Source organism: Cupriavidus sp. 01L43 (assembly GCF_056399925.1).
Window position 1 is genome coordinate 184,943 of sequence record NZ_JBFTSH010000007.1, and the last position, 22,288, is coordinate 207,230.

The 22,288-nt window shown below is 68.6% G+C and carries 25 protein-coding genes and 1 pseudogene; 11 read left to right on the top strand and 15 right to left on the bottom strand.

Annotated features, from left to right (window positions below):
- Nucleotides 1–214: 214 nt before the first annotated feature.
- The 4 genes from AC1DP9_RS14515 to AC1DP9_RS14530 all read left to right on the top strand — a co-directional run bounded on the left by AC1DP9_RS14515 (nucleotide 215) and on the right by AC1DP9_RS14530 (nucleotide 2,452).
- Nucleotides 215–556 (top strand): hydroxyquinol 1,2-dioxygenase, encoded by a 342-nt coding sequence (locus AC1DP9_RS14515; RefSeq protein ID WP_092296206.1) that lies wholly within the window; start codon nucleotides 215–217, stop codon nucleotides 554–556.
- Between the two features lie 84 nt (nucleotides 557–640).
- The gene (locus AC1DP9_RS14520; protein WP_092295645.1) at nucleotides 641–1,060 is read left to right on the top strand and encodes an organic hydroperoxide resistance protein; all 420 of its coding nucleotides are present in this window, start codon (nucleotides 641–643) and stop codon (nucleotides 1,058–1,060) included.
- 212 nt (nucleotides 1,061–1,272) lie between these two features.
- Nucleotides 1,273–1,899 (top strand): isochorismate family cysteine hydrolase YcaC, encoded by a 627-nt coding sequence (ycaC, locus tag AC1DP9_RS14525; RefSeq protein ID WP_092295642.1) that lies wholly within the window; start codon nucleotides 1,273–1,275, stop codon nucleotides 1,897–1,899.
- A 61-nt stretch (nucleotides 1,900–1,960) separates the two neighbouring features.
- The gene (locus AC1DP9_RS14530; protein WP_092295639.1) at nucleotides 1,961–2,452 is read left to right on the top strand and encodes a flavodoxin family protein; all 492 of its coding nucleotides are present in this window, start codon (nucleotides 1,961–1,963) and stop codon (nucleotides 2,450–2,452) included.
- Between the two features lie 18 nt (nucleotides 2,453–2,470).
- On the opposite strand, the gene AC1DP9_RS14535 is transcribed toward AC1DP9_RS14530, so the two are convergent.
- Nucleotides 2,471–2,692: a hypothetical protein gene (locus AC1DP9_RS14535; protein ID WP_143093907.1), complete on the bottom strand. Its 222-nt coding sequence runs from the start codon at nucleotides 2,690–2,692 to the stop codon at nucleotides 2,471–2,473.
- Nucleotides 2,689–3,615, bottom strand: coding sequence for a LysR family transcriptional regulator (locus AC1DP9_RS14540; RefSeq protein WP_477107741.1), 927 nt, complete (start codon nucleotides 3,613–3,615; stop codon nucleotides 2,689–2,691). The genes AC1DP9_RS14535 and AC1DP9_RS14540 overlap by 4 nt, the downstream gene beginning before the upstream one ends.
- Nucleotides 3,616–3,729: 114 nt before the next feature.
- Here AC1DP9_RS14540 and AC1DP9_RS14545 point away from each other — a divergent pair, with 114 nt between their 5' ends.
- Nucleotides 3,730–4,719: a zinc-dependent alcohol dehydrogenase family protein gene (locus AC1DP9_RS14545; RefSeq protein WP_477107742.1), complete on the top strand. Its 990-nt coding sequence runs from the start codon at nucleotides 3,730–3,732 to the stop codon at nucleotides 4,717–4,719.
- A gap of 5 nt (nucleotides 4,720–4,724) precedes the next feature.
- On the opposite strand, the gene AC1DP9_RS14550 is transcribed toward AC1DP9_RS14545, so the two are convergent.
- Complete coding sequence (locus AC1DP9_RS14550; protein ID WP_477107743.1) at nucleotides 4,725–5,618, bottom strand: LysR family transcriptional regulator; 894 nt, start codon at nucleotides 5,616–5,618, stop codon at nucleotides 4,725–4,727.
- 106 nt (nucleotides 5,619–5,724) lie between these two features.
- On the opposite strand from AC1DP9_RS14550, the gene AC1DP9_RS14555 reads away from it, so the two are divergent.
- The 3 genes from AC1DP9_RS14555 (at nucleotide 5,725) to AC1DP9_RS14565 (ending at nucleotide 8,146) form a co-directional block, all read left to right on the top strand.
- The gene (locus AC1DP9_RS14555) at nucleotides 5,725–6,405 is read left to right on the top strand and encodes an RraA family protein (protein WP_477107744.1); all 681 of its coding nucleotides are present in this window, start codon (nucleotides 5,725–5,727) and stop codon (nucleotides 6,403–6,405) included.
- 61 nt (nucleotides 6,406–6,466) lie between these two features.
- Complete coding sequence (locus AC1DP9_RS14560) at nucleotides 6,467–7,480, top strand: Bug family tripartite tricarboxylate transporter substrate binding protein (RefSeq protein WP_441592605.1); 1,014 nt, start codon at nucleotides 6,467–6,469, stop codon at nucleotides 7,478–7,480.
- Between the two features lie 18 nt (nucleotides 7,481–7,498).
- Complete coding sequence (locus AC1DP9_RS14565) at nucleotides 7,499–8,146, top strand: 4-carboxy-4-hydroxy-2-oxoadipate aldolase/oxaloacetate decarboxylase (protein ID WP_477107745.1); 648 nt, start codon at nucleotides 7,499–7,501, stop codon at nucleotides 8,144–8,146.
- Between the two features lie 3 nt (nucleotides 8,147–8,149).
- Here the strand turns inward: AC1DP9_RS14565 and AC1DP9_RS14570 are convergent, their stop codons facing one another.
- Nucleotides 8,150–8,959: an SDR family NAD(P)-dependent oxidoreductase gene (locus AC1DP9_RS14570; protein WP_477107746.1), complete on the bottom strand. Its 810-nt coding sequence runs from the start codon at nucleotides 8,957–8,959 to the stop codon at nucleotides 8,150–8,152.
- A gap of 145 nt (nucleotides 8,960–9,104) precedes the next feature.
- Here AC1DP9_RS14570 and AC1DP9_RS14575 point away from each other — a divergent pair, with 145 nt between their 5' ends.
- Nucleotides 9,105–10,046 carry a GlxA family transcriptional regulator gene (locus AC1DP9_RS14575; protein WP_477107747.1) on the top strand — a complete coding sequence of 314 codons (942 nt, stop codon included), beginning with the start codon at nucleotides 9,105–9,107 and terminating at the stop codon, nucleotides 10,044–10,046.
- 30 nt (nucleotides 10,047–10,076) lie between these two features.
- Here the strand turns inward: AC1DP9_RS14575 and AC1DP9_RS14580 are convergent.
- The 3 genes and pseudogenes from AC1DP9_RS14580 to AC1DP9_RS14590 form a co-directional block, all read right to left on the bottom strand.
- Nucleotides 10,077–10,874 (bottom strand): annotated as a pseudogene (locus tag AC1DP9_RS14580) (YoaK family protein); the annotation flags it as partial.
- Nucleotides 10,875–10,990: 116 nt separating this feature from the next.
- On the bottom strand, nucleotides 10,991–11,428 hold the full coding sequence (locus tag AC1DP9_RS14585) for a nuclear transport factor 2 family protein (protein ID WP_477107748.1): 438 nt from the start codon (nucleotides 11,426–11,428) through the stop codon (nucleotides 10,991–10,993).
- Nucleotides 11,429–11,533: 105 nt separating this feature from the next.
- Nucleotides 11,534–12,739, bottom strand: a complete 1,206-nt coding sequence (locus AC1DP9_RS14590) for an NnrS family protein (RefSeq protein ID WP_092295609.1) — start codon at nucleotides 12,737–12,739, stop codon at nucleotides 11,534–11,536.
- 400 nt (nucleotides 12,740–13,139) lie between these two features.
- Here AC1DP9_RS14590 and AC1DP9_RS14595 point away from each other — a divergent pair, with 400 nt between their 5' ends.
- Nucleotides 13,140–14,777, top strand: a complete 1,638-nt coding sequence (locus AC1DP9_RS14595) for a methyl-accepting chemotaxis protein (protein ID WP_092295606.1) — start codon at nucleotides 13,140–13,142, stop codon at nucleotides 14,775–14,777.
- On the opposite strand, the gene AC1DP9_RS14600 is transcribed toward AC1DP9_RS14595, so the two are convergent.
- Nucleotides 14,767–16,410: a hypothetical protein gene (locus AC1DP9_RS14600; RefSeq protein WP_477107749.1), complete on the bottom strand. Its 1,644-nt coding sequence runs from the start codon at nucleotides 16,408–16,410 to the stop codon at nucleotides 14,767–14,769. The genes AC1DP9_RS14595 and AC1DP9_RS14600 overlap by 11 nt on opposite strands.
- Nucleotides 16,411–16,592: 182 nt before the next feature.
- Between AC1DP9_RS14600 and blaOXA the strand changes: the two genes are divergently transcribed.
- Nucleotides 16,593–17,462, top strand: a complete 870-nt coding sequence (blaOXA, locus tag AC1DP9_RS14605; RefSeq protein WP_477107750.1) for an OXA-1206 family carbapenem-hydrolyzing class D beta-lactamase — start codon at nucleotides 16,593–16,595, stop codon at nucleotides 17,460–17,462.
- A 14-nt stretch (nucleotides 17,463–17,476) separates the two neighbouring features.
- Here the strand turns inward: blaOXA and fliR are convergent, their stop codons facing one another.
- The 7 genes from fliR to fliL all read right to left on the bottom strand — a co-directional run bounded on the left by fliR (nucleotide 17,477) and on the right by fliL (nucleotide 21,992).
- Entirely contained in the window at nucleotides 17,477–18,262 is a 786-nt protein-coding gene (gene fliR, locus AC1DP9_RS14610) for a flagellar biosynthetic protein FliR (protein WP_477107751.1), read from the bottom strand.
- 12 nt (nucleotides 18,263–18,274) lie between these two features.
- Nucleotides 18,275–18,544, bottom strand: a complete 270-nt coding sequence (fliQ, locus tag AC1DP9_RS14615; protein WP_149138747.1) for a flagellar biosynthesis protein FliQ — start codon at nucleotides 18,542–18,544, stop codon at nucleotides 18,275–18,277.
- Nucleotides 18,545–18,557: 13 nt separating this feature from the next.
- Entirely contained in the window at nucleotides 18,558–19,349 is a 792-nt protein-coding gene (gene fliP, locus AC1DP9_RS14620) for a flagellar type III secretion system pore protein FliP (protein WP_477107752.1), read from the bottom strand.
- Nucleotides 19,346–19,864 carry a flagellar biosynthetic protein FliO gene (gene fliO, locus AC1DP9_RS14625; protein ID WP_092295588.1) on the bottom strand — a complete coding sequence of 173 codons (519 nt, stop codon included), beginning with the start codon at nucleotides 19,862–19,864 and terminating at the stop codon, nucleotides 19,346–19,348. The genes fliP and fliO overlap by 4 nt, the downstream gene beginning before the upstream one ends.
- Nucleotides 19,861–20,349, bottom strand: a complete 489-nt coding sequence (fliN, locus tag AC1DP9_RS14630) for a flagellar motor switch protein FliN (RefSeq protein ID WP_092295585.1) — start codon at nucleotides 20,347–20,349, stop codon at nucleotides 19,861–19,863. The genes fliO and fliN overlap by 4 nt, the downstream gene beginning before the upstream one ends.
- Nucleotides 20,342–21,355 carry a flagellar motor switch protein FliM gene (gene fliM, locus AC1DP9_RS14635; protein ID WP_477107753.1) on the bottom strand — a complete coding sequence of 338 codons (1,014 nt, stop codon included), beginning with the start codon at nucleotides 21,353–21,355 and terminating at the stop codon, nucleotides 20,342–20,344. Before fliM ends, fliN begins: the two co-directional genes overlap by 8 nt.
- A gap of 148 nt (nucleotides 21,356–21,503) precedes the next feature.
- Nucleotides 21,504–21,992: a flagellar basal body-associated protein FliL gene (fliL, locus tag AC1DP9_RS14640; protein WP_092295579.1), complete on the bottom strand. Its 489-nt coding sequence runs from the start codon at nucleotides 21,990–21,992 to the stop codon at nucleotides 21,504–21,506.
- Nucleotides 21,993–22,288: the final 296 nt, after the last annotated feature.

A 22,288-nucleotide genomic window follows, 5' to 3' on the forward strand; every position in this document is an offset into this window, starting at 1 on the left:
CCCCCTCCGCCCCGCCCCTTTTTGTACGCCTTTGTATCTGGCTCCCGCACCGATACGTGCCCTGACAGTAAGGCCCTCAAATCGCTACGGGCGCGATACGTCCGTCGTCTTAAATGCATTCCGTGGCAGCGCGGCAAGCGAAACAAACCAGACGCACCGTAACCCGCCTCGCAATCCTTAATTGATTACCGAACCCAAACTTCAAGGAAATACGATCATGACCTCCATCGCCAAGCGCCTCGTTCTCGCCGTCGCCCTCGTTGCCGCCGCTGCCGGCGCCCAAGCCGCCGTCACCGGCTCCCGTGATGTCTACACCGACGGCGCCCGCTCGGTGCAAGAACCCCGCAACCCGTACAGCGACGGTGCCCGCTCGGTGCAGGACGCCCGCAGCCCGTACAGCGACGGCGCCCGCAACGTCGACCCGTTCACCGATGGCGCCCGCAATGTCGATCCGTACACGGACGGCGCCCGCATCGTGGCCGGCATGGACCGCACCGGCGTCTCGGCCGACCCGGCACGCACGGTCGATCCGTACCTCGACGGCGCCTACGCCTGAGTCACCTGCGTCACCTGCGTCACCTGATTCGCCCGATTGGATCCACGCTCTTCAACCCGCAACCTCGAAACACTGGAAATCGACATGACCCGTATCGAAAACGTGCTGTACACCGGCAAAGTCCACATCACCTCCGGCGGCCGTGACGGCTCGGCACGCAGCGATGACGGCCGGCTGGACATCAAGCTGTCCTCGCCGGGCACCAGCGGCATCGGCACCAACCCGGAGCAGCTGCTGGCTGCGGGCTGGTCCGCGTGCTTCATCGGCGCCATGGGCATCGCGGCCAAGGCCCGCAAGGTGCAACTGCCGGGCGATACCGCCGTGGACGCCGAAGTGGACCTCGGCAAGGGCGGCGATGGCTACCTGCTGCAGGCACGCCTGAACGTGAGCCTGCCGGGCGTGCCGCGCGATGTGGCGCAGGCGCTGGTGGAGACCGCGCACCAGACCTGCCCGTACTCGAAGGCCCTCACCGGCAACATCCATATCGAGATCAATCTCGTCTGACCGGGTCGGATCTGGTCCGATTTTTCCGATGGCAGTCCCGCGCAGCGCGCCTTCACCGGCCCGCTGCGCGTTGCATTTCACGACTGCCGCGCTGCCGATGGATCGCCTACAGTGGACTTCACTCCGCCGTTCGCAGCGGAGTCTGGCCCGCCGGGCCACCCCCGCCGGGCGGATGCCCGTCCGCTCGCCCAAGGCTTCCTTTGGAGCGCATGATGACCCAAAAGTACAACCGCCTAGACAAGTCCCAAGCCGCCGTGCTGCTGGTGGACCATCAGGCCGGCCTGATGTCGCTGGTGCGTGATATCGAACCCGACAAGTTCAAGAACAACGTGCTGGCGCTGGCCGATTGCGCCAAATATTTCGGCCTGCCCACCGTGCTGACCACGAGCTTCGAGGATGGCCCGAACGGCCCGCTCGCCCCGGAACTGAAGACGATGTTTCCCGAGGCGCCGTTCATTCCGCGCCCCGGCCAGATCAACGCCTGGGACAACGCCGACTTCGTCGCCGCCGTGAAAGCCACCGGCAAGAAACAGCTGCTGATTGCCGGCGTGGTCACCGAGGTCTGCGTCGCCTTCCCGGCACTGTCCGCCATCGAGGAAGGCTATGACGTCTTCGTCGTGACCGATGCCTCCGGCACCTTCAACCCGATCACGCGGGACGCGGCCTGGAACCGCATGGCCCAGGCCGGCGCGCAGATGATGAGCTGGTTCGGCGTGGCGTGCGAGCTGCACCGCGACTGGCGCAACGACATCGAGGGGCTCGGCACGCTGTTCTCGAACCACATTCCCGACTACCGCAACCTGATCACGAGCTACACCACGGTCAAGGGCAGCAAGTAGGCCGATTCGGTACCCCGGGTGCGCCGGTGCCGCCCGTGCCACATGGTAGAGTCGGCGCACCATGAAGACCTTACTGATCGTCTATCACACGATGACCGGCGGCACCGCGCAGATGGCCGAGGCGGCGGCCACGGCGGCGCGCGGGCAGGAGGGCGTGGATGTCCGCCTGCTGCGCGCCACCGAGGCCGGCGCGGCCGATGTGCTGGCCGCCGACGGCTACCTGTTCGCCACCCCGGAGAACCTGGCCGCGATGTCCGGCCTGATGAAGGACTTCTTCGACCGCTGCTACTACCCGGTGCTGGACCGCGTGAACGGCCGCCCCTACGCGGCGATGATCTGCGCCGGCAGTGACGGCCAGAACGCGCAGCGGCAGGTCGAGCGCATCGCCACGGGCTGGCGCCTCAACCGCGTGGCGCCGACGCTGATTGTCTGCACGCACGCACAGACGCCCGAAGCCATCCTTGCCACGAAGCAGATCGACCAGGACGACCTGGACCAATGCGCCGAGCTGGGCGCCGGCCTGGCGGCCGGCATCGCGCTCGGCGTGTTCTAGCGCCTGCGCGGCGCTGCGCTACGCGGTCACGGTGGCCACGTAGTCGATGTTGGCGGCGAGCACGGCGGCGTTGCGGATCGTGCCGTCGGTGCCGTCGGTGGCGTCGCCGGGCACGCCGGTCCAGTCCGAGGCCACCACGGCCGGGAAGCTGCCGCTGGCCGGTGCGGTGGTGCCGGCATCGACGATCAGCGAGCGGGGCTGCCACAGGTCGAGGAAGCCACCCAGCACTCGTGGTTTCACGCCATCATGCGCGGCAGTTCGGCCGCCAGCGCATCCACGGCGACGCGCACCTTGCGTGGCAGGTGGGGCGTGTGGGGCGTGTGCGGCCACAGTGCGTAGGCATCGTAGGGAAAACCGGGCCGCTCGGGCAGCAGGTGGACCAGCGTGCCCGCCTGAATCCGGTCCCGGACCAGCCAGTACGGCAGCCATGCCAGCCCGAGGCCCATCGCGGCGGCGTCAGCGAGGGCGTCGAGATCGTCCATCCGCACCTGATGGGCGGGCAGGACCGGCACCGGCGCGCCATCGTCGCCCGGCAGCTGCCACGGACGGATGCGCCCCGAGCGCCGGTAGACCACGGCGCGATGTCCCGCCAGGTCATCGATCCCCAGCGGCGTGCCGGCCTCGGCCAGATAGCCGGGCGACGCGCACACGATCATGATCTGCCGCGCCACGCGGCGCGCCACCACACCGGCCTTGTCGTCCGGCTCCCCGGTGCGGATGGCCAGGTCGAAGCCGTCTTCGATCAAGTCCGAGAAACGGTCGCTGAACGACAGGTCGAGTTCGAGCCCGGGATATTGCCGCGTCAGCGCCAGCAGCACCGGCGCCACGCAGCACCGGCCGAAGTGCACCGGTACGGTCACGCGCAGCCGGCCACGCGGCGCGGCCGATTGCTCGCCTTTGTCGGCATGGTCGGCGGCCAGCGCATCGGCGGCGTCCACCTCGGCCAGCACCACGCGGCAGCGGTCGTAATACTCGCGGCCGAACTCGGTCAGGCTCTGGCGCCGCGTGGTGCGGGTGATCAACGGCATGCCCAGCCGCTCTTCCAGGAACCGGACATGCTTGCCGACCATCGGGCCCGATAGCTCGAGCGCGTCGGCGGCCGCCGAAAACGAGCCGAGATCCACCGCCTTCACAAACACGGCCATGCTAGTCAGCCGGTCCATATTGGAAACTCCTGGTTATCAGTGTTCTGGAAAACCGGCCATTTATCGCCGATGGGCGGCCTGCCATAGTGTATTCGTTCCCAATCAAGACGAATGAGGCGAGTGATGGTATCGATGGCACGCGTAATCCGTTTCCACGCACATGGCGGCCCGGAGGTGCTCCGGATCGAAGACGTCGAGGTGCCGCCGCCCGCGCGCGGCGAGGTGCAGATCCGGGTCAAGGCGCTCGGGCTGAACCGGGCCGAGGCGCTGATGCGCGCGGGCATCTATATAGAAACGCCGCTGCTGCCGTCCGGGCTGGGGCTGGAGGCGGCCGGCATTGTCGCGGCGGTGGGGGAGGGGGTGAGCGAGGTGGCCGTCGGTGATGCGGTCAGCGTGATCCCGCCCATCTCGATGGCGCGCTGGCCGACCTACGGGGAGATCATTACGATGCCGGCCGCAGCGGTGGTCCGGCACCCGGCGGCGCTGGACTGGGCCCAGGCCGCCGCCCTGTGGATGCCGACCCTGACCGCCTACGGTGCGCTGATCGATATCGCCGCGCTGGGCCGGGGCGACTTCGTCGTGGTGACGGCCGCGTCGAGCAGCGTCGGCCTGGCTGCCATCCAGATCGCCAACCGGGTCGGCGCCACGCCGATTGCCGTCACGCGCCGCGCCACCAAGGGCGACGCGCTGCGGGCGCAGGGCGCCGCCCACGTCGTGGCATCGGAAGACGAGGATCTGGCCGCGCGCATCGACGCCATCACTGGCGGCCGGGGCGCGCGCGTGGTGTTCGATCCGATCGGCGGCCCGCTGTTCACGCCGCTCACCGCCGCCATGGCGCCGGGCGGCATCCTGGTCGAATACGGCGGGCTGGACCCCGCGCCCACGCCGTTCCCGCTGGCCACCGTCCTCGGCAAGCGGCTGACGCTGCGCGGTTACCTCGTCCACGAGGTCATCGGCAACCCGGCGAAGCTGGCGGCGGCCAAGGCGTTCATCCTCGACGGCGTGCGTGATGGCTCGCTGGCGCCGGTCATCGCCCGCCGCTTCGCCTTCGACGACATTGTCGCCGCGCATCGCTACCTGGAGTCCAACGCCCAGTTCGGCAAGATCGTGGTGACGGTCTAGGCGGGCTAGGCGGGGCGGGAGGCGGCGAGGGCGGCCACGAAGGCGTCGATCACCGGGCTCGATGTCCCGGCGCGGGTCACGGCCACCAGCGTGGCGCGCACGCGGAGATCGTCGATCGGCACGAAGGCGACGTCGGTGCGGTTCGGCGCCGCCACCGACGCGCCCACCAGCGTGAAGCCGAGCCCGGCCGCCACCAGTCCCAGCGCGGTATGGATCTCGATGGCCTCATGCCCCGGGGTGGGATGGGCACCGGCGTCGCGCAGCGCCGCCACCATATGGCTGGCGAACACGCTCTGGGGGTCCTTCGGATACTGGATCAGCGGCAGCGCGTCCAGCTCCCGCGCGGCGATGGCGCTGCGCTGCGCCAGCGGGCTCTGCAACGGCACGGCGGCCACGAAGGGGTCTTCGAACAGCGTGGTGTAGCGCAGGTCCGCCGGCCGCTCGAACTCGCCCACATAGCGCGAGATGCCCACGTCGATACGCCCGCGCCGCAGTTGCGCTGGCTGGTGCTCGGACAGCAGTTCGAGTGGATCGAGATGCACATCCGGATACTGCTCCCGAAAACGCTGCACCGCCGCCGGCAGGATCGAGAAGATGGCCGAACGCGTAAAGCCGATGCCGAGCCAGCCGAGGTTACCGGCGGCGATGGCGCGCGCCTCCTCGTCCAGCCGGCGCATCTGCGCGAGCAGGTCCTTGGCGCGCGGGTAGAGAAACTGGCCGGTCGCGGTCAGCGTCATCGGGCGGCGGGACCGGTCGAACACGGGCGCGCCGAGCAGGGATTCCAGCTGCCCAAGCTGCATGCTGATGGCCGTGGGCGCCACGAACAGCCGATTGGCGGCTTCCGCCGCGCTGCCCGCATCGACCACTTCGCAGAAATAGCGTAGCTGCCGCAAGTTCATTTTTATTGAAGTCGAGTCCATTTTTCGATGTTTGATCTCGATGGGACTTTACTTGAAACTGCGTTCATCGGTAGGAAAACAGAGAAGCAGCAGGAGACGCAGCACGATGAGCGACACCCCCAATCCCACCCACACCGGCGACTGGCTGGCCCGCGCCCGCCAACTCTCGACCGCCGAGATCTCGGACGCCCTCGACTATTTCCGCCTGCCCGGCAGCGCGCTGGGCATCCAGCACATCGCCGGCCAGCCGCAGGTGTTCGGCCCGGCCTTCACCGTGGCCTTCGTGCCGGTGGACCTGGCCACGCCGGGCACGGTGGGCGACTTTCTCGATGACATTCCGCAGGGCGCCGTGGCCGTGCTCGACAACGCGGGCCGCGTGGACTGCACGGTCTGGGGCGGCATCATGAGCCGGCTGGCCGCGCATCGCGGCGTGGGCGGCACGGTGATCCACGGCGTCTGCCGGGACACCGCCGAGGCCGACGCGGCCGGCTATCCGCTCTATGCGCGCGGCCGGTTCATGCGCACCGGCAAGGACCGGGTGCAGGTGCGGGCCGTGGAGCAGCCGGTGAGCCTGGGCGATGTGCGCGTGGCCAGCGGTGACTTCATCGTGGCGGACCCGGACGGCGTGGTGGTGGTGCCGCAGGCCCGCGCGCAGGAAGTATTCGAACGCGCGCTGCGCACGCGTGACGTGGAGGACCAGATTCTCGGCGCCGCGCTGGAGGGCATGGCGCTGCGCGACGCCCGTCGCCAGTTCGGCTATCACACGCTGCAACGCGCCGGCCACTGAGCCCGGCGCCGCGAAGGGGCTCCCGGCCCCTCGCACACTATAAATAGAGATGGAGACAGACATGGCATTCCCCTCCCACCCGCGCCGGCGCGCGGCTGCCGGTTTCGTGCTGGCCGCGACCGTTATCGCAATCTTTGCCGGCGTGAATTCCACCGCCCTCGCCGCTGCCGATACCCCCGCTTACCCCTGCGCCACGCTGCGCATCGTCTCGCCCTATCCGCCGGGCGGCACGACGGACATCCTCGCGCGCATCGTCGCGCCGGGCTTGTCGAAGCGGCTGGGCGTGCCAGTCATCGTCGACAACCGGGGCGGCGCCAGCAGCAATATCGGCACCGAGTTCGTGGGCCGCGCCAAGGGCGATGGCTGCACGGCGCTGCTCGGCAACAACACCGGCATCGTCATCAATCGCACCCTGTACAAGCTCAAGCTGGACCCCACCCGCGCGCTGGCCCCGGTGGGCGAGGTGGCGTCCGTGCCGCTGGTGCTTTACGTCAACACGGCGCTGCCGGCCAATAACGTGGGGCAGTTGGTGGATCTGGTCAAGGCGTCGCCGGGCAAGTACAGCTACGCGTCCGGCGGCAGCGGCAGCCCGCAGCATCTGGCTGGCGAACTGCTGAAGCTGGAGCGCCATCTGGACCTGATCCACGTGCCGTATCGCGGACAGGGGCCGGCGCTGAGTGATGTGCTGGCGGGGCAGGTGCCGATTGCGTTCGAGACCACCACGGCGCTGGCGCCGCAGCTCAAGTCGGGCCGCGTCCGGCCGCTGGCCACTACCGGCGCCAAGCGCGCCCGCGCGCTGCCTGATCTGCCGACCATGCAGGAGGCCGGCTTCCCGGGCTTCGTGATCGAGAACTGGTACGGCCTGTTCGTGCCGGCGGAGACGCCCGCGCCGCTGGTGCAGCGCCTCAACGACGACCTCAACGCCGTGCTCGGCGAGCCGGACGTCGCCGCCAAGCTGGCCGAGATGGGCTCGGGCGATGTGCGCGGCACGCCGGCCCAGTTCCGCGCCTTTATCGGCAAGGAACTGCCGTATTGGGAATCGCTGGTCAAGCGCTCCGGCGCGACCGTTGACTGATCTTCATCGAACTTCGCCATGACCACTTCGATTACCGCCGCCCAGCTCGACCAGCTCAAGCGCCTGGGCACCGCCACGATTCACGAGGCGCAGGGCCAGCGCGGCGCCGTGGACCCACGCATCGCGCCGCTGGACCCATCCATGCGGCTGGCCGGCCCGGCGCTGACCGTGGACATCCGTCCCGGCGACAACCTGATGATCCACTACGCGCTGACCAAGGCGCGCCCGGGCGATGTACTCGTGGTGGACGCGAAAGCGTTCGTCGATGCCGGCCCGTGGGGCGATGTGCTGACCTTCGCGGCGCAGCAGATCGGCATTGCCGGACTGGTGATCGACGGCGCGGTGCGCGATGCCTCGCAAATCGTCGAGATGGGCTTTCCGGTGTTCTGCCGGGGGCTGAGCATTCGCGGCACCAACAAGCACCAGCCGGGCAAGCTGAACCTGCCGCTGATCCTGGGCGGGGCGGCGGTGCGGCCCGGCGACATCGTGGTGGGGGACCGCGACGGCCTCGTCATCGTGGCCGCCGACGAGGTGCCCGAAGTCATCGCCGCGAGCGCGGCGCGCGAGCAGAAGGAGGCCCAGATGCGCGAGCGGCTGGCCCAGGGCGCGACCATGGTCGAGCTGCTGGGCCTGCGGGAGACGCTTGACTCGCTTGGGCTGCGATAAAACTCAGCCCGCCGTGGCGTAGCGCGGGGCCGGCGCGTTGCGGGACAGCTGGCCCATCATCGACTGGCGGGCGCTTTCATAGGCCTGCCATGTGTCGAGGGCGTGCAGCGACGGAATCGTGATCAGTTCGCCCTGGTCGAAGCCGGCCAGCGCCGCATCGACCATGGCCGCCGCCGGCATCACGATGTTCTGGTCGAGGTGCTCCACCGGCAGGCCGCCAATCGCCCAGAAATCGGTGGCGGTGGCGCCCGGCAGCACCGCCTGCACGCGCACGCCCTGATCCTTCAGCTCGTGATGGAGCGACTGGCTGAGCGCCAGCACGTAGGCCTTGCTCGCCCCATAGACCCCGTTGAGGATCTCCGGCGCCACGGCCACGATCGACGCGATATTGATGATCGACCCCTGCCCGCGCGCCACGAAACCGGGCACGGCGGCGTAGGTCAGGCGCGTCAGCGCGGTCACGTTCAGGTCGACCATCCGCGTCATGTTGTCCACATCGCTCTCCAGCAGCGGCGTGTGCGTGCCGACCCCGGCGTTGTTCACCAGCAGCGTGATGCTGGCGTCCTCGCGCAGCTTGGCTTCCACCGTGGCCAACGAGGCGCGGTCGTTCAGGTCCGCCACCAGCACTTCCACTTCGCGGCGCGTTTCGTCCGTGATGCGCGCGGCCAGCGCGTTCAGCTTCTCGCGGTTGCGTGCCACCAGGATCAGGTTGTAGCCGCGCCGTGCCAGCCGCTCCGCGTAGAGCGCGCCGATGCCGGTGGAGGCGCCCGTGATCAGGGCCGTGCCGAGGGGAGGGGTCGGGGTGATTGCCATGGTGATGCTCCTTTGAATCGGTTCGTGTCGTCGGATCGGATTCGTCGAATCCATGGATGTCATCGTAGGGTCGTTTGACGATGGCCGAAATGACGTTTATGGTACGGATTCAGGACATGGGCCACGGCGTGGCGCGGAGTGATCAATGCATCGCATCGGATTTCTGTTGATCGATGGTTTCCAGGTGATGGCGCTGGCCACGCAGAGCGTGTTCGAGTACGCCAACATGGTGGCGGGGGAGCCGTTCTATGCCATCGACAACTACTCGGTAGCCGGTGGGCCGGTGCGCTCGTCGCTGGGCATGCACGTGGAGACGCGCGCCGTCGGGCCGCGCACGGCGGTGGATACGTGGATCATCGTTGGCGTGGGGGATCCGGTCGCCACGCCAACGCCGGCGGCGCATCTGGACTTCGTGCGCCGCGCAGCGCCGCGCGCCCGGCGGGCGGCGTCGATCTGCACGGGCGCCTTCGTGCTGGCCGAGGCGGGGCTGCTCGAAGGCCGGCGCGTCACCACGCACTGGGCGTACGCGCGCGCGATGCAGCAGCAGCACCCGGGCATCCGCGTGGAGGACGACCGTATCTATATCGTCGATGGCCCGATCTGGACCTCGGCGGGCATGACGGCCGGGTTTGACCTCGCGCTGGCGATGGTCGAGAAGGATCTTGGCGCGGACGCGGCACGGTCCCTCGCGCACAAGCTGGTGATGGTGCAGCGGCGCGCGGGCGGGCAGTCGCAGCACTCGGAGCTGCTGGACATGGCGCCGAAGTCAGACCGCATCCAGCGCGCCATCGACCATGCGCGCAAAAATCTGAGCCAGGCGCTGACGGTGGAGGAACTCGCGCAGTCGGTGCACCTGAGTCCGCGCCAGTTCAGCCGGATCTTTACCGCGGAGACCGGGCAGTCGCCGGCAAAGGCCATCGAAAGCCTGCGGCTGGAGGCGGCGCGGTTGATGATCGAACAGAGCCGCCACCCGCTGGACGTGGTGGCGCGCGAAACCGGCTTTCGGGACCGCCGGCATATGCGCGAGGCCTTCGTGCGTGGCTTCGGCCTCCCGCCGCAGGCGGTGCGGCGCGCGGCGCGGGCCTAGGCTGGCGGGCTGGCCGGGCGACTAACGCCGGCGGCCCCAGCGGCGGCTGCGCCGCGCCAGCCGGCGTGCGCGCAGCAGCAGGAAGAGGCGCGGTAGTAGATCGTCGAGCACAGGCACCAGCGCCACCAGCAGTAGCAGGGCCGCCAGCGGAATCGTGGCCGTGTAGCCGATGCCGTTGAACGCCAGCGCCCCCACCACACCCCCGCCGAAGAACAGTCCCACCAGCAGGGCGAGCATGCGCAGCTTGTCGTGGTTGGCCGTCACCGGCCGCCGGTTGCCCAGTGGCGGCGCCCAGTTCCAGTAGCACAGCTTGCCCAGTTCGATACCGATGTCCGTGACCATGCCGGTGACGTGCGTGGTGCGGATCTCGGCGTTGGAAACCTTGGTGATCATCGCGTTCTGCAGGCCCATCATGAAGCACAGCAGCATCACCGTGGCTGGCACGAACAGCCACTGCTTCAGGCCCAGTTGCGCGCCCATCAGGCCAAAGCAGAGCAGCAGGGCGGCTTCCAGCACCAGCGGCAGCGCGTATTCGCTGCGCAGGCCGGTGCGCCGGGCCCAATTGATGGTGATGGCGGAACAGGCGGCGCCGAGCAGGAAGGAGAGGAAGGCGCCCAGGCCCTGGAGCAGCAGGGCGAAGTTGCCGAGCACGAGATCGTCGGCCATCGCCGAGACGATGCCGGACATATGCGAGGTGTACTGCTTGACCGCGAGGAACCCGCCGGCGTTGGCCGCGCCCGCCACGAAGCACAGGAAACCGGCTAGCTGCCGGTTCGAATAGGCAGTGCGCTGGCGCGCCGTGAGACTGCGCAGATAGGCGATAGGCATGGTCAACCTCGCGGGATCACGACCGGGAAGCCGTCATCATACGACGCGCCAAAACGAAAATGCCTCCCGAAGGAGGCATTCGAAACATAGGACGTCATATAACGTCCGGGGGCGCGTCAGGCCTTGACCGCCTGCCGCGCCAGCAGCTTCCAGGCGCCGCCCTGCTTCTGCCAGACCTGAAGCACCTTCAGGTTCACCGTGCCGGCTTTGCCGCTATCCAGCGTCTCGCCGGACAGCGTGTGGCGCACCACGGCCACATCGCCCGAGACGGACACGGTCTGGTCGGTGATGGCGATCGACACGAAATCGGACTTCTTATCGAGCAGGTCGCCGATGAAGCTGGCCTTGGTGTCGAGGCGGCCGCCCGAGTGGCCGTAGCTCAGCGACTCGGCAACCAGTGCGGAGAGCGCGGCCTGGTTGGGATCGACCATGGCGACGCGGAGCTTTTCGGCGGTGGTGGTGACGGACTGGACGTCCGCGGACTGGGCCATGGCAGGCACGCTGGCCGATGCAAACAGCACGGCGGCGCCAAGGGCTGCGGCGAATTTGAACATCGATGTCTCCCGTTTTTTGTTGGAGGAACGGTGATGGATTGACTGGGGCATCGAAGTAACGCCCCAGTTGTCGGTCATCGTATCACGTCCATCGGGAGCCCCGCATCAGCCGTCCTTGCCGTCGATGCGCACCCGCAACAGGTAGGGGGTGTATTTGACGAGGTAGAGCAGGAAGGCCGCCACCCACAGCGCGCCGGCCCCGGCCACCGCCTGCGCCTTGAGCGCCGGCAGCCAGATCGGCAGCGCCACGCGGACCAGCGCGGACAGCACGATGCAGGCGTAGGCCAGGTGTTCCAGATGGCCGGTTTCCAGCCGCCGGCCAGTGTGGCCAAGCGCGGTGCGGGTAATCATGGCGACGATGGCGCAGCCGATCACGCCCACGGTCAGCGCGTGGAGCGCGGTGGAGCGGTCCACCCAGCCCTGCGCGGCGCCGGCAATCAGCAGGAAGCCGATCGGCAGGAAGGCATAGGCGAAGTGGAGGATGGCGACGATGGGCTTGCGCCAGGTGCGCAGCGGGTCCCAGCCGGCCAGCCGGATGCCGTGCGCCGCCGCCGCGCCGAGCGCCAGCAGCGTGGTGGCCAGCGGCGACAGCATCGAGGCATGGGCGACGATGGCGAGCAGGGTCAGCGCGATAACGGCGCGCTCGACCATCTCCACCCGGCGGATGCGCGTGCCCGGCACGCCGTTGGTGGTGAACATCGGAATCACCCGGCCGCCGATCACTGTGACGAAGACGACGACCAGCCCGGTGGCTGCGTCGGCCATCTGGAAAGCCAGCCCGAGATGGCCGCTGGCGACGGCGAGGTCGAAGGCCAGGCTCAGCGCGCCCAGCACCCCCATGGCGATGGCGAGGCCCATGTTGCGCTTGTTCTTGGCCCGGCGCAGCAGGCGGTAGAAGCTGAAGCTGCACAGCGGCAGGAACACCGCATCCACGGCGATGGCCGCCCAGGCCGGCCCGGCCCACATCAGGATGCGCGCCGCCAGCCAGGTGCCGGCCAGCGCGGCCAGCCAGGGGCCTTGCGGTGTCTGGAGGCCGGTCCAGGCCTTGCCGGCGGTGAACAGGAAGCCCACCACCACCGCCGCCGCGAAGCCGAACACCATCTCGTGCGCGTGCCAGGCCATGGTGCCCATCCACGGCTGCGCGGCCGGCTGCCACCAGCCGAGGTAGAGCGCGACCCAGGCCGGCACGGCCAGTGCGCCGAAGGCGGCGGCGAGCAAATAGAACGGACGGAAGCCGAGCGCGAAGACGGGCAGGCCGCGATAGCCGGCGTCGGGACGGGAGGGGGGAGAGATCGGCAGCAGGACGGACATCGTTGCTCGCTTGAATTCACGGCCGAACGCCGCGACGAATCGATTCTATAAAATATGCATTACAAATGCAACTTTAGAATGCGACCCCGTCCCAAGCCGGATTGACGGGGGAAACCGGCGGTCCCGTCACTTCTCACGGGTTAACCATTCCCCCCTTACGGATACCCCTCCCGCAGGAGGGGTAAAGCTTTCCACGGCCTGCCGTTAGCCCACGCACTAGACAGAGCACGGCGCGTACGCGCGCCAAATCGCGAGCGCGCCCGCAAGGGCAGAGCCAGCCATATCGCGATGTGCCAGCGAGTGGGGAACGGGCTCTCAGCGATTCGGCCGTCACGCGTGCGTGTGACATGCATCCGGCATGCCTATCGGACAGGCATGCCTTCGGGAAAAGGGGATCACTGTGAGCTTTCGCAATCTTTCCATCAAGACCAAGCTCGTGGCCGGTTTTGGCACGCTGGCGCTGGTCGTGCTGCTGGTGTCGGGGCTGTCGTTGTACGCGCTGAACCGTGCCACCAGCGGCTTCAAGGCCTATGTCGATGGCCTCAACGCGCGGGCCGAGGTGGCCGCGCAACTGCGCTCCGCCGTGGACCGCCGCGCGATTGCCGCGCGCAATCTGGTGCTGGTGACCACGCAGGCGGACCTCGACGTGGAAAAGGCCGAGGTGCTGCGCGCGCATGACGACGTGGCGGCGCGCATGACCAAGCTCAGGGAGATGGTGTCCCGCGAGGGCGTCAGCGAAACCGCGCGCGGCCTCGTGGCCGGCATGGCCAGTGTGGAAGCGCGTTACGGCCCGGTGGCGACGGCCATCGTCGGCCTCGCGCTGGACAAGAAGCAGGAGGCGGCCATCGCCAAGATGAATGCGGAGTGCCGTCCGCTGCTGGCCGAGCTGGTCAAGGCCACCGACGCCTACGCCGGCTTCACGCGCGAGCGCCAGCACGAGATGGTGGCGGCGCTGGAGGCCGACTACGGCACGCAGCGCAACCTGCTGGTCGTGGTGTCGCTGGCCGCTGTGGTCTTCGGGCTGATGGGCGGCCTGCTGCTGACGCGCGCCATCACCGGCCCGATCCAGCGCGCCGTGGACGTGGCGCGCACCGTGGCGCGGGGCGAGCTGGGCATGCACATCGACGTGAATTCGGACGACGAGACTGGCCGCCTGCTGGGCGCGCTGCGCGACATGAACGACCGCCTGACCGAAACCGTGGCGCGCGTGCGTCAGGGCAGCGCCAGCATCGTCGATGCCACGGGCGAGATCGCCAACGGCAACGCGGACCTGTCCGCACGCACCGAGGAGCAGGCGGCGTCACTGGAGCAGACCGCCGCGAGCATGGAGGAGCTGACCGCCACGGTGCGCCACAACACCGAGAACGCCCGCCAGGCCAGCGAGCTGGCCCGCAACGCCGCGTCGGTGGCGCAGCAGGGCAGCGGCACGGTGGGGCGCGTGATGGACACCATGAACGGCATCAGCGCCAGTTCGGCCAAGATTGCCGATATCACCGGCATCATCGAGGGCATCGCCTTCCAGACCAACATCCTCGCGCTCAACGCGGCCGTGGAAGCGGCGCGCGCCGGGGAACAGGGGCGCGGTTTCGCGGTGGTGGCCAGCGAGGTGCGCGGGCTGGCGCAGCGCTCGTCCAGCGCGGCGAAGGAGATCAAGGCGCTGATCGAGGTCTCCGTGGCGCAGGTGAGCGAGGGCGCGGTGCTGGCCGGGGAGGCCGGCAAGACAATGGGCGAGGTGACCCAGGCGGTGGCCCGCGTGACCGGCATCGTCGACGAGATCGCGGCAGCGTCCGCCGAGCAGAACCGGGGCATCGAACAGGTCAACCAGGCCATCGTCCAGATCGATCAGGTCACGCAGCAGAACGCCACCCTCGTGCACGAGGCCGCCACGGCGTCCCGCTCGCTCGACGAACAGGGCCGCATGCTCAATGAGGCGGTGGCGTTCTTCCGGCTTCCGGGCCGGGCGGGGGATGTGGCGGGGGTGGCTGACGCTCGGCGCCGCCGCGCGCTGCCGGTTGGGGCCGTGCAGTTCAGCGGCTGAGGCTCGGGCGGCGCATGGCTTCGGCTGCCGCCGCCCGCAACTCCGGCGGAAACGCGCGCAGGCCGGCGCGGAAGAAGCCGCGCTCGGCGGGCCTGAGCGTGCCGATCTGCTGCGCCAGTCGCTCCATCGCGGTATAGGCGATGGCCGTGGCGCCCTGCTCGTGGGTGAGGTACCAGGCCGATTCCATCAGCAGGTTGGCGAGCTGCAGCGCGTTATAGCGCACGTGGCCAGCGTCGTGCTCCTCAAGCGCGAAGGCGGCCACCGACGACCAGCGCACGAAGCCCTTGGCCGGCGCGAACGGGGCGTGGAAGGGGCGCAGGGCGTCGATGGCGGCGGCCACGGTGAGGGGGCGCTGGCTGCGGAACGCGGCCACGCTGTCGGGGGCTTCCACGTCGGCGGTGCCGCGCGCCACGCGCAGCAGGAAGATCGTGTTCCAGGCCGAGCCGCCGCCCACGCCGAAGCGGTCGCAGATCCATTCGGACAGGCCCAGCCAGCGCATGGCCTGCCGCTGCACGTCGCCGGCGGCCAGCGCGCGGCCTTCATCGACCAGCCCGTGCTGCCAGAACAGCCACAGCGACCAGCCGATATTGGCGGCGGCGTGTTGCACGGCGTCGACCGAATCGGCCTCGTAGCCGGCCTGCAGCGCGCCGGAGAACGCCTGGAGGGCGTCGCGCGCGGCGGTGGGGCGATCGACCTTGCCGGGTTTGGCCTTGGGATCGTCCGGCCGCAGCGCCAGGCTCTTGCGCACCAGTGCGCCCAGGTTCAGCGTCTCGAAGCGGACGCGCGGGTTGTAGCGCACCACCGGGCGTAGCTCGGCATCGGCGTTGAGGCGCGCCAGCTCGCCCTGCGCGGTGTCCAGGTCGCCGCGCGCGTAGTGCTCCCACGCGCGCACCACGTGGCCCATCGCCGCAAAGGTGGGCAGGGCCGCGCTGACGCCGCCCCGCGCGACGACGCGGTGGAAGCGGCGCAGCGCCGCGCGGCTCTGGTCGAGGCGGTCGCTGCGGCGCCACGCCAGGCTCTCCTTGAGCAGCGACAGCGCCTGCTGGAAGTCGTCCGCCGCGCTGCGCTGGGCGGCGCGGAACAACTCGGCCACGCCCGCATCGACCGTGCCCGGCACGCCGTCCTGCGCGCCGCGCATGGCCTGAGTGAGGTGGCTCCAGAACGCCATGTCGCGCATCACGTAGCCGAGGCCATCGTCGGCGGCGGGCGGCGCCGCATCGGCGCCATCGGTGCTATCGGCGGCGGACTGGCCCAGCCAGCGCGCCACGGCGGTGGCGCCCAGCGCCTTGCCGCCGGCTGCGAAGCGCAGGCGCCGTGCGCTGGCGGGCGGCATCCAGAACGGGCCCCGGCTGCGTCGGGCCGGGCTCAGATGGTCGATGGGCGCCGAGGTGTCGCCGCCCCAGCCCACCGGCACGCTCCAGCGCGCGAAATCGGCAAACGCGCGCGACACCATCATCCGCACATCGGCAGCCTCCGCAAAGCGCGCGCGCACGGCGGCGGCGGGCAGGTCTTCATGGTCGCGGGCGGTGGCCAGCCAGATGCGCGCCAGCAGCCAGACGGACTGGTAGCGCGCGGGCTGGCCGTTCACGCGGTAGGGCGCGGACAGGTCGATATGGACGAGCGGGGCGGGCATGGGGGGCGGGGGCGGGGGCGATTGGGGCGATTGGGGGGCGATTGTGGGGCCCCGCCATGTTACGCGTGTTACAGCTGGCCGGGTTGGCGCCCCGGCGATCAGCGCCTATGCTCCGCACCACGATCCGGGCCTGGATTGTCATCCCATGACATTTCGATCCTCCCCTCAGAAAGGTGCAGAACATGCCAAACAGATTGCCCAGTCTTGCCCGCCGCCTTTGCCTCGCCTCGCTGTCCGCCGCGCTGATGCTGGCCGCGCCGGTCCACGCGCAGACCGCCAAGGAAGCCCCCAAGGAAACCCCGCTCAACCTCAAGCCGCTCTTCGATGCCGCCGGCACGCAGGGCACGATGCTGATCTACGACGTGCGCGCCGCCCGCCTGTACGCCTACAACCCGCAGCGTGCCCGCGAGGCCTACTCGCCGGCCTCGACGTTCAAGATCTTCAATTCGCTGATCGGGCTGGAGACCGGCGCCGTGGCTGACGTGGACAACGACAAGATCCCCTGGGACGGCAAGGTCTGGACCCACCACGGCAAGCCGATCCTGCCGGCCGTGTGCAATGGCGATGTGTCGCTGCGGCTGGCGTTGAAGAACTCGTGCGTGCCGGCCTATCAGGCGCTGGCGCGGCGCGTGGGGACGGCGCAGTACCGCCGCTTCCTCGGCGCAGCCCACTTCGGCAATGCGGATGTGAGCGGCCCGGTGGACATGTTCTGGCTCAACAACCACCTGAAGATCACCACCTACCAGCAGATCGACTTCATGCGGGCCGTGGTGGCGCGCACGCTGCCGGGCATCTCGGCGCGCAGCTATGACGCGCTGGATGACATCCTGACCATCGAGCAGACCCCGGCGTACACGCTGCGGGCCAAGACCGGCTGGTCCGCGCGGGATGGTGTCGATGTGGGCTGGTGGGTTGGCTCGCTCACGCGCGGCGAGGACCGCTACGTGTTCGCCATGAACATGGACATGCCGAAGATGGATCAGGGGCCGAAGCGGCTCGAGATTGGCCGCGCCGCGCTGCAGCAGGCTGGCGCGCTGCCGCAGGCGAACTAGTCGGCTTGGGCGCCCTAGGGCGCCAGCTGGTCGAGGACGGCGCCCATGGTGGCCAGGCCGGCCTCGACCATGTGCTGCATGTAGGCGCCCATCTGCGGCATGACCAGGGTCATCACCAGCATGCCGCCGAGCAGCGTCACGGGGAAGCCCACCGCGAAGATCGAGAGCTGCGGCGAGGCGCGGTTCAGGATACCCATCGCCAGGTTCAGCGTGAGCAGCGTGGCGATCATCGGCAGCGAGAGCAGCGTGCCGGCCGAGAACACCATCGACCCGGCCTTGGCCACCGTGCCCCAGCCGTGGCCGGAGAGCGGCGTGGCGGCGATGGGCACCGCGCCAAAGCTGTCCACCAGCACGGCCAGCATCATCAGGTGGCCGTCCAGGACGATGAACAGCAGCATCGCCACGATGTTCAGGAAACGGGACAGCACCATGGTCTGCCCGCCCGACGAGCGGTCGTAGAACGAGGCGAACGAGAGACCCATCTGCAGGCCGATCACCTCGCCGGCGGTCTGCACCGCCGCGAAGACCAGCCGCATGGTGAAGCCCATGGCCACGCCGATGCCGACCTCGTTGAGGATGATCAGGAAGCCGTCGAAGGAATAGACCGTGGCGCTCGGGATATTGCCGAGCGTGGGCGAGACGATGACCGACAGCGCACTGGCCAGCAGGACCTTGGCGCGGCGCGGAATCGTCGATTCACTGAACAGCGGCGCGGTGGCGATCAGCCCGAGCAGGCGGAACATCGGCCACAGGAAGGCGGCGATCCAGCCGTAGAGCTGGGCCGTGGAGACGTCGATCACGGCAGGCGGGCGTCAGTGCGCCAGCGCGGGAATGCCCTGGAACACCTCGCGCATGTAGTCGACGAAGGTGTTGATCATCCACGGGCCAACCAGCACCATCGTCACGAACAGGGCGACCAGCTTGGGGATGAACGTCAGGGTCATTTCGTTGATCTGGGTGGCGGCCTGGAACAGGCTCACCACCAGACCGGCCGCCAGCGCCACCAGCAGCAGCGGGGCGGACAGCATCAGGGTCATCTTCATCGCCTGCGTGGCGATGGTCATGACTGTTTCGGGCGTCATGGCAGGCTCCTTGTCAGGTCATGAAGCTCTGCGCCAGGGAGCCCAGCAGCAGTTGCCAGCCATCCACGAGCACGAACAGCATCAGCTTGAATGGCAATGAAATCGTCGCCGGCGGCACCATCATCATGCCCATCGCCATCAGCACGCTGGCCACGACCAGGTCGATGATCAGGAAAGGGATGAAGATCGTGAAGCCGATCTGGAACGCGGTCTTCAGCTCGCTGGTGACGAACGCCGGCACCAGCACCGAGAACGGCACGTCTTCCGGGCCGTTCATCTCGGGCGTCTTGGCCATCTGGGCGAACATCGCCAGGTCCTTCTCGCGGGTCTGGCGCAGCATGAACGTGCGCATCGGCACGGCGGCGCGGGACGCGGCGGTCTCCAGGCTGATCTTGTTTTCCGAGAGCGGCTTGTAGGCGTCCGTGTACACGCGGTCGAACACCGGGGACATGACGAAGAAGGTCAGGAACAGCGACAGGCCCACCAGCACCTGGTTCGGTGGCGAGGAGGCCGTGCCCAGCGCGCTGCGCAGCAGGCCCAGCACGATGACGATGCGGGTGAAGCCCGTCATCATCAGCATGGCAGCCGGCAGGAACGACAGCGAGGTCAGCAGGACCAGCGTCTGGATCGAGAGCGACCAGGTCTGGCCACCGCCGGCGGCCGGCTTGCTGGTCACGCCCGGGAGCGCCTGGGCCAGGGCCGATTCGGGCAGGGCCGACAGCGCCAGCCCGACCGCTACCGGCAGCAGCGCGAGCCAGGCCCCGCGGGCGGAATGCCGCCCGATGGCGGCACGCAACGTGTTCATTTCTTGAGGTTTTCCTGCATCGCGCGCATCAGGCGCTCGCCAAAGCCGCCCTGCAAGGGCTGCGGCGCGGTGGTGCCGGCCGGGACCATGGCATCCGGCTGGGCCGGGAGGGTGTGGAGCGGACGGATCTCGCCGGCGGAAACACCCAGCACGAGCCAGGTATCGCCAACTTCGACCATGACCACCTTCTGGCGCGCGCCCAGCATCAGGCTGCCCACGACTTTCATCGTGGCGCCGCCGCTGCCGTGGCGCACCAGGCCCACGCGGCGCGCGAGCCAGGCCATGCCGAGGATCAGGGCGATGACGGCAAACAGGCCGAGCCCGGCCTGCGCGAGGCTGGCCCCGCCGCTGATCACCGGCGCGGACTGCGCCACCGGGGCAGCCGGTGCACTGGCTGCCTGGGCGGTACTCAATACAACATCTGCAGCCTGCGCACCGGCCGTGGCCAGACCCGTGAGGATCAGGCCCGCGGCAAAGCGTCCGGCAGACCGCAGCCGGCGCGACACGGCTGTCATTTGTTCAGCTTCCGGATACGTTCGGACGGCGTGATGATGTCCGTCAGGCGGATGCCGAACTTGTCGTTCACGACCACCACCTCGCCCTGGGCGATCAGGTAGCCGTTGACCAGCACGTCCATCGGTTCGCCAGCCAGGCCGTCGAGTTCCACCACCGAGCCCTGCGCCAGTTGCAGCAGGTTCTTGATGGGTACCTTGGTGCGGCCCAGTTCCACGGTCAGCTGCACCGGGATATCGAGAATCATCCCGATATCGTTGTGGAAGCCGGCCGGCGCTTCCTGCGCCAGCGGCGGGAACACCGTGGAGGCTGCCGGGGTGGCGGTAGCCATGGCCTGCGAAGGCGCCGCCGTAGCGGGTGCCGTAGCGGAGGGGGTCGTGGCGGCCGGGGCGGCAGCCGGTGCCGGCTCGGCGCTGGTCTGCTCCGCCAGGGCGCTGGCCCAGTCGTCCATCGGATCGACCGGCTTGTCCTGAGTGCCGTCAGTCATGATCGGTTTCCTTGTTGGAATCGCTGTCTTGGTAATTGATCATTCGCTCCACGCGCAGCGCGTACTGGCCGTTCATGGTGCCGAAGCCGCATTGCATGACGGGCACGCCGTCCACCTTGCCGAAGAGCTTCTCGGGCAGGTCGATCGGCAGCACGTCGCCGGCACGCAGGGCCAGTACCTCGGCCACGGTGCTCTGGAGGTGCGTGAATTCGGCCACCAGTTCCACTTCGGCGGCACGCAGCTGGGTGGAGAGCTGGCCGAGCCAGCGCTTGTCCACCTCGACCTCGTCCTGCAGCGGGTTCATCAGCAGATCCCGCAGCGGTTCGATCATCGAGAAGGGAATGCAGATATGCAGTTGCCCGCCCACGGCGCCCAGTTCGATATGGAACGCGGTGGTCACCACGGCGTCGTTGGCGCCGGCGATGTTGGCAAATTTGGTGTGCATCTCCGAGCGGACATAGTCGAACTCGATGGGATGCACGGTGCGCCAGGCCTGGCCGTAGCTGTTCAGCGTCAGGTCCAGCATGCGGCGGATGATGCGTTGCTCGGTCTGCGTGAAGTCGCGGCCTTCCACACGGGTGTGGAAGCGGCCATCGCCGMCGAACAGGTTGTCCACCACCAGGAACACGAGGTTCGGGTCGTACACGAACAGCGCGGTGCCCCGCAGCGGCTTCATGTGGACCAGGTTCAGGTTGGTCGGCACCGGCAGGTTGCGCACGAAATCGCCGTATTTTTCGATCCTTACCGAACCGACCGAGATGTCGGCGCCGCGGCGGATGAAGTTGAACAGCGCCGTGCGCAGCGCCCGCGCGAAGCGCTCGTTGATGATTTCGAGCGTGTGCAGGCGGCCACGGATGATCCGTTCCTGGGTAGCCAGGTTGTACGGCCGCACCCCGCCTTCATCAATAGCGGGCGCGCTGCTGGCTGCGGGCGCATCGGATTCGCCCGATACGCCTTTCAGTAGCTCGTCTACCTCGTCCTGCGAGAGGAACTTGTCGTAGGCCATCTAGTGTCCTGCCCCGTGAACAGCTGTAAGGATGAAACGGTCCATGGCCGGCTTCAGTCGGCGCGCCAGGCGCGTCGGCAGGAAGGAAGGTCGGCGGACAGTTTCATGTCGGTTATGCAGTTGGGTTCGGGAGCAGGGCGCCAGGGGCTTACTGCACCACGAACGATGTAAACAAGACATCCAGGATCTTCTGGGGCGGCAGGCCGGGCGCGAACGGCTGGCTGATGGCAGCCTGCACGTCCTGGGCCAGCTTGCGCTTGCCCTCCACCGTGGCCAGGTCCGCCGGCTGGCGGGCCGAAAGCAGCAGCAGGATGCGGCTGCGCGCTTCCGGCTGGTACTGGGCCAGACGGCCCTGGGTGTCGGCGTCCGCCACCTTGAGCGACAGGCCGGTGTGCAGGAAGCGATCACCGTCCTCGCCCTTCAGGTTCACCGTGAACGCGTCAAGCGGCACGAAGATCGGCGCGGGGATTACGGGTGCTGCCGGCGCCGCTGCCTGGCGATTACCGCCGAGCACGCTGCCGAGCACGAAGCCGCCAACGCCCAGCACCACCACCAGCACGCCGCCGCCAATCAGCAGCAGTCGACCGCGCTTGCTTGAATTGCCGCCAGTCTGGGAGGGGGAAAGCGTGTTCGCCATGAGATGCCTGTGTCGGAATGCCTGCCATTCTTCCCGAATCGCAGGCAAGCAAAGGGCCGATAAAAAGGGGGAAACCCACTCAGCTTGGCCGTTTGAGCTGGGCGGGCATCGGACGCGGAGGCGCATGGGCGCGCCATTAGCGCCTGCACCATGGTTAACGAATGGGCGCGCCGGAACTTAAGACGCACGTCTTGCATGACGTGTAAATGTGATCTATGAATATCTTATAAGGCCGGCGCCACGGCCCGGCTCGCGTGGCTGCCGGCAGGGCGGGTGGCGACCTCCAGACACCTTTC

Bases quoted from the DNA above. Each gene is read 5' to 3' on its own strand.
- AC1DP9_RS14520 (WP_092295645.1), top strand. From the start codon at position 641: ATGACCCGTATCGAAAACGTGCTGTACACCGGCAAAGTCCACATCACC.
- ycaC (WP_092295642.1), top strand. From the start codon at position 1,273: ATGACCCAAAAGTACAACCGCCTAGACAAGTCCCAAGCCGCCGTGCTG.
- AC1DP9_RS14530 (WP_092295639.1), top strand. From the start codon at position 1,961: ATGAAGACCTTACTGATCGTCTATCACACGATGACCGGCGGCACCGCG.
- AC1DP9_RS14540 (WP_477107741.1), bottom strand. From the start codon at position 3,615: ATGGACCGGCTGACTAGCATGGCCGTGTTTGTGAAGGCGGTGGATCTC.
- AC1DP9_RS14545 (WP_477107742.1), top strand. From the start codon at position 3,730: ATGGCACGCGTAATCCGTTTCCACGCACATGGCGGCCCGGAGGTGCTC.
- AC1DP9_RS14550 (WP_477107743.1), bottom strand. From the start codon at position 5,618: ATGAACTTGCGGCAGCTACGCTATTTCTGCGAAGTGGTCGATGCGGGC.
- AC1DP9_RS14555 (WP_477107744.1), top strand. From the start codon at position 5,725: ATGAGCGACACCCCCAATCCCACCCACACCGGCGACTGGCTGGCCCGC.
- AC1DP9_RS14560 (WP_441592605.1), top strand. From the start codon at position 6,467: ATGGCATTCCCCTCCCACCCGCGCCGGCGCGCGGCTGCCGGTTTCGTG.
- AC1DP9_RS14565 (WP_477107745.1), top strand. From the start codon at position 7,499: ATGACCACTTCGATTACCGCCGCCCAGCTCGACCAGCTCAAGCGCCTG.
- AC1DP9_RS14570 (WP_477107746.1), bottom strand. From the start codon at position 8,959: ATGGCAATCACCCCGACCCCTCCCCTCGGCACGGCCCTGATCACGGGC.
- AC1DP9_RS14575 (WP_477107747.1), top strand. From the start codon at position 9,105: ATGCATCGCATCGGATTTCTGTTGATCGATGGTTTCCAGGTGATGGCG.
- AC1DP9_RS14585 (WP_477107748.1), bottom strand. From the start codon at position 11,428: ATGTTCAAATTCGCCGCAGCCCTTGGCGCCGCCGTGCTGTTTGCATCG.
- AC1DP9_RS14590 (WP_092295609.1), bottom strand. From the start codon at position 12,739: ATGTCCGTCCTGCTGCCGATCTCTCCCCCCTCCCGTCCCGACGCCGGC.
- AC1DP9_RS14600 (WP_477107749.1), bottom strand. From the start codon at position 16,410: ATGCCCGCCCCGCTCGTCCATATCGACCTGTCCGCGCCCTACCGCGTG.
- blaOXA (WP_477107750.1), top strand. From the start codon at position 16,593: ATGCCAAACAGATTGCCCAGTCTTGCCCGCCGCCTTTGCCTCGCCTCG.
- fliQ (WP_149138747.1), bottom strand. From the start codon at position 18,544: ATGACGCCCGAAACAGTCATGACCATCGCCACGCAGGCGATGAAGATG.
- fliP (WP_477107752.1), bottom strand. From the start codon at position 19,349: ATGAACACGTTGCGTGCCGCCATCGGGCGGCATTCCGCCCGCGGGGCC.
- fliO (WP_092295588.1), bottom strand. From the start codon at position 19,864: ATGACAGCCGTGTCGCGCCGGCTGCGGTCTGCCGGACGCTTTGCCGCG.
- fliN (WP_092295585.1), bottom strand. From the start codon at position 20,349: ATGACTGACGGCACTCAGGACAAGCCGGTCGATCCGATGGACGACTGG.
- fliL (WP_092295579.1), bottom strand. From the start codon at position 21,992: ATGGCGAACACGCTTTCCCCCTCCCAGACTGGCGGCAATTCAAGCAAG.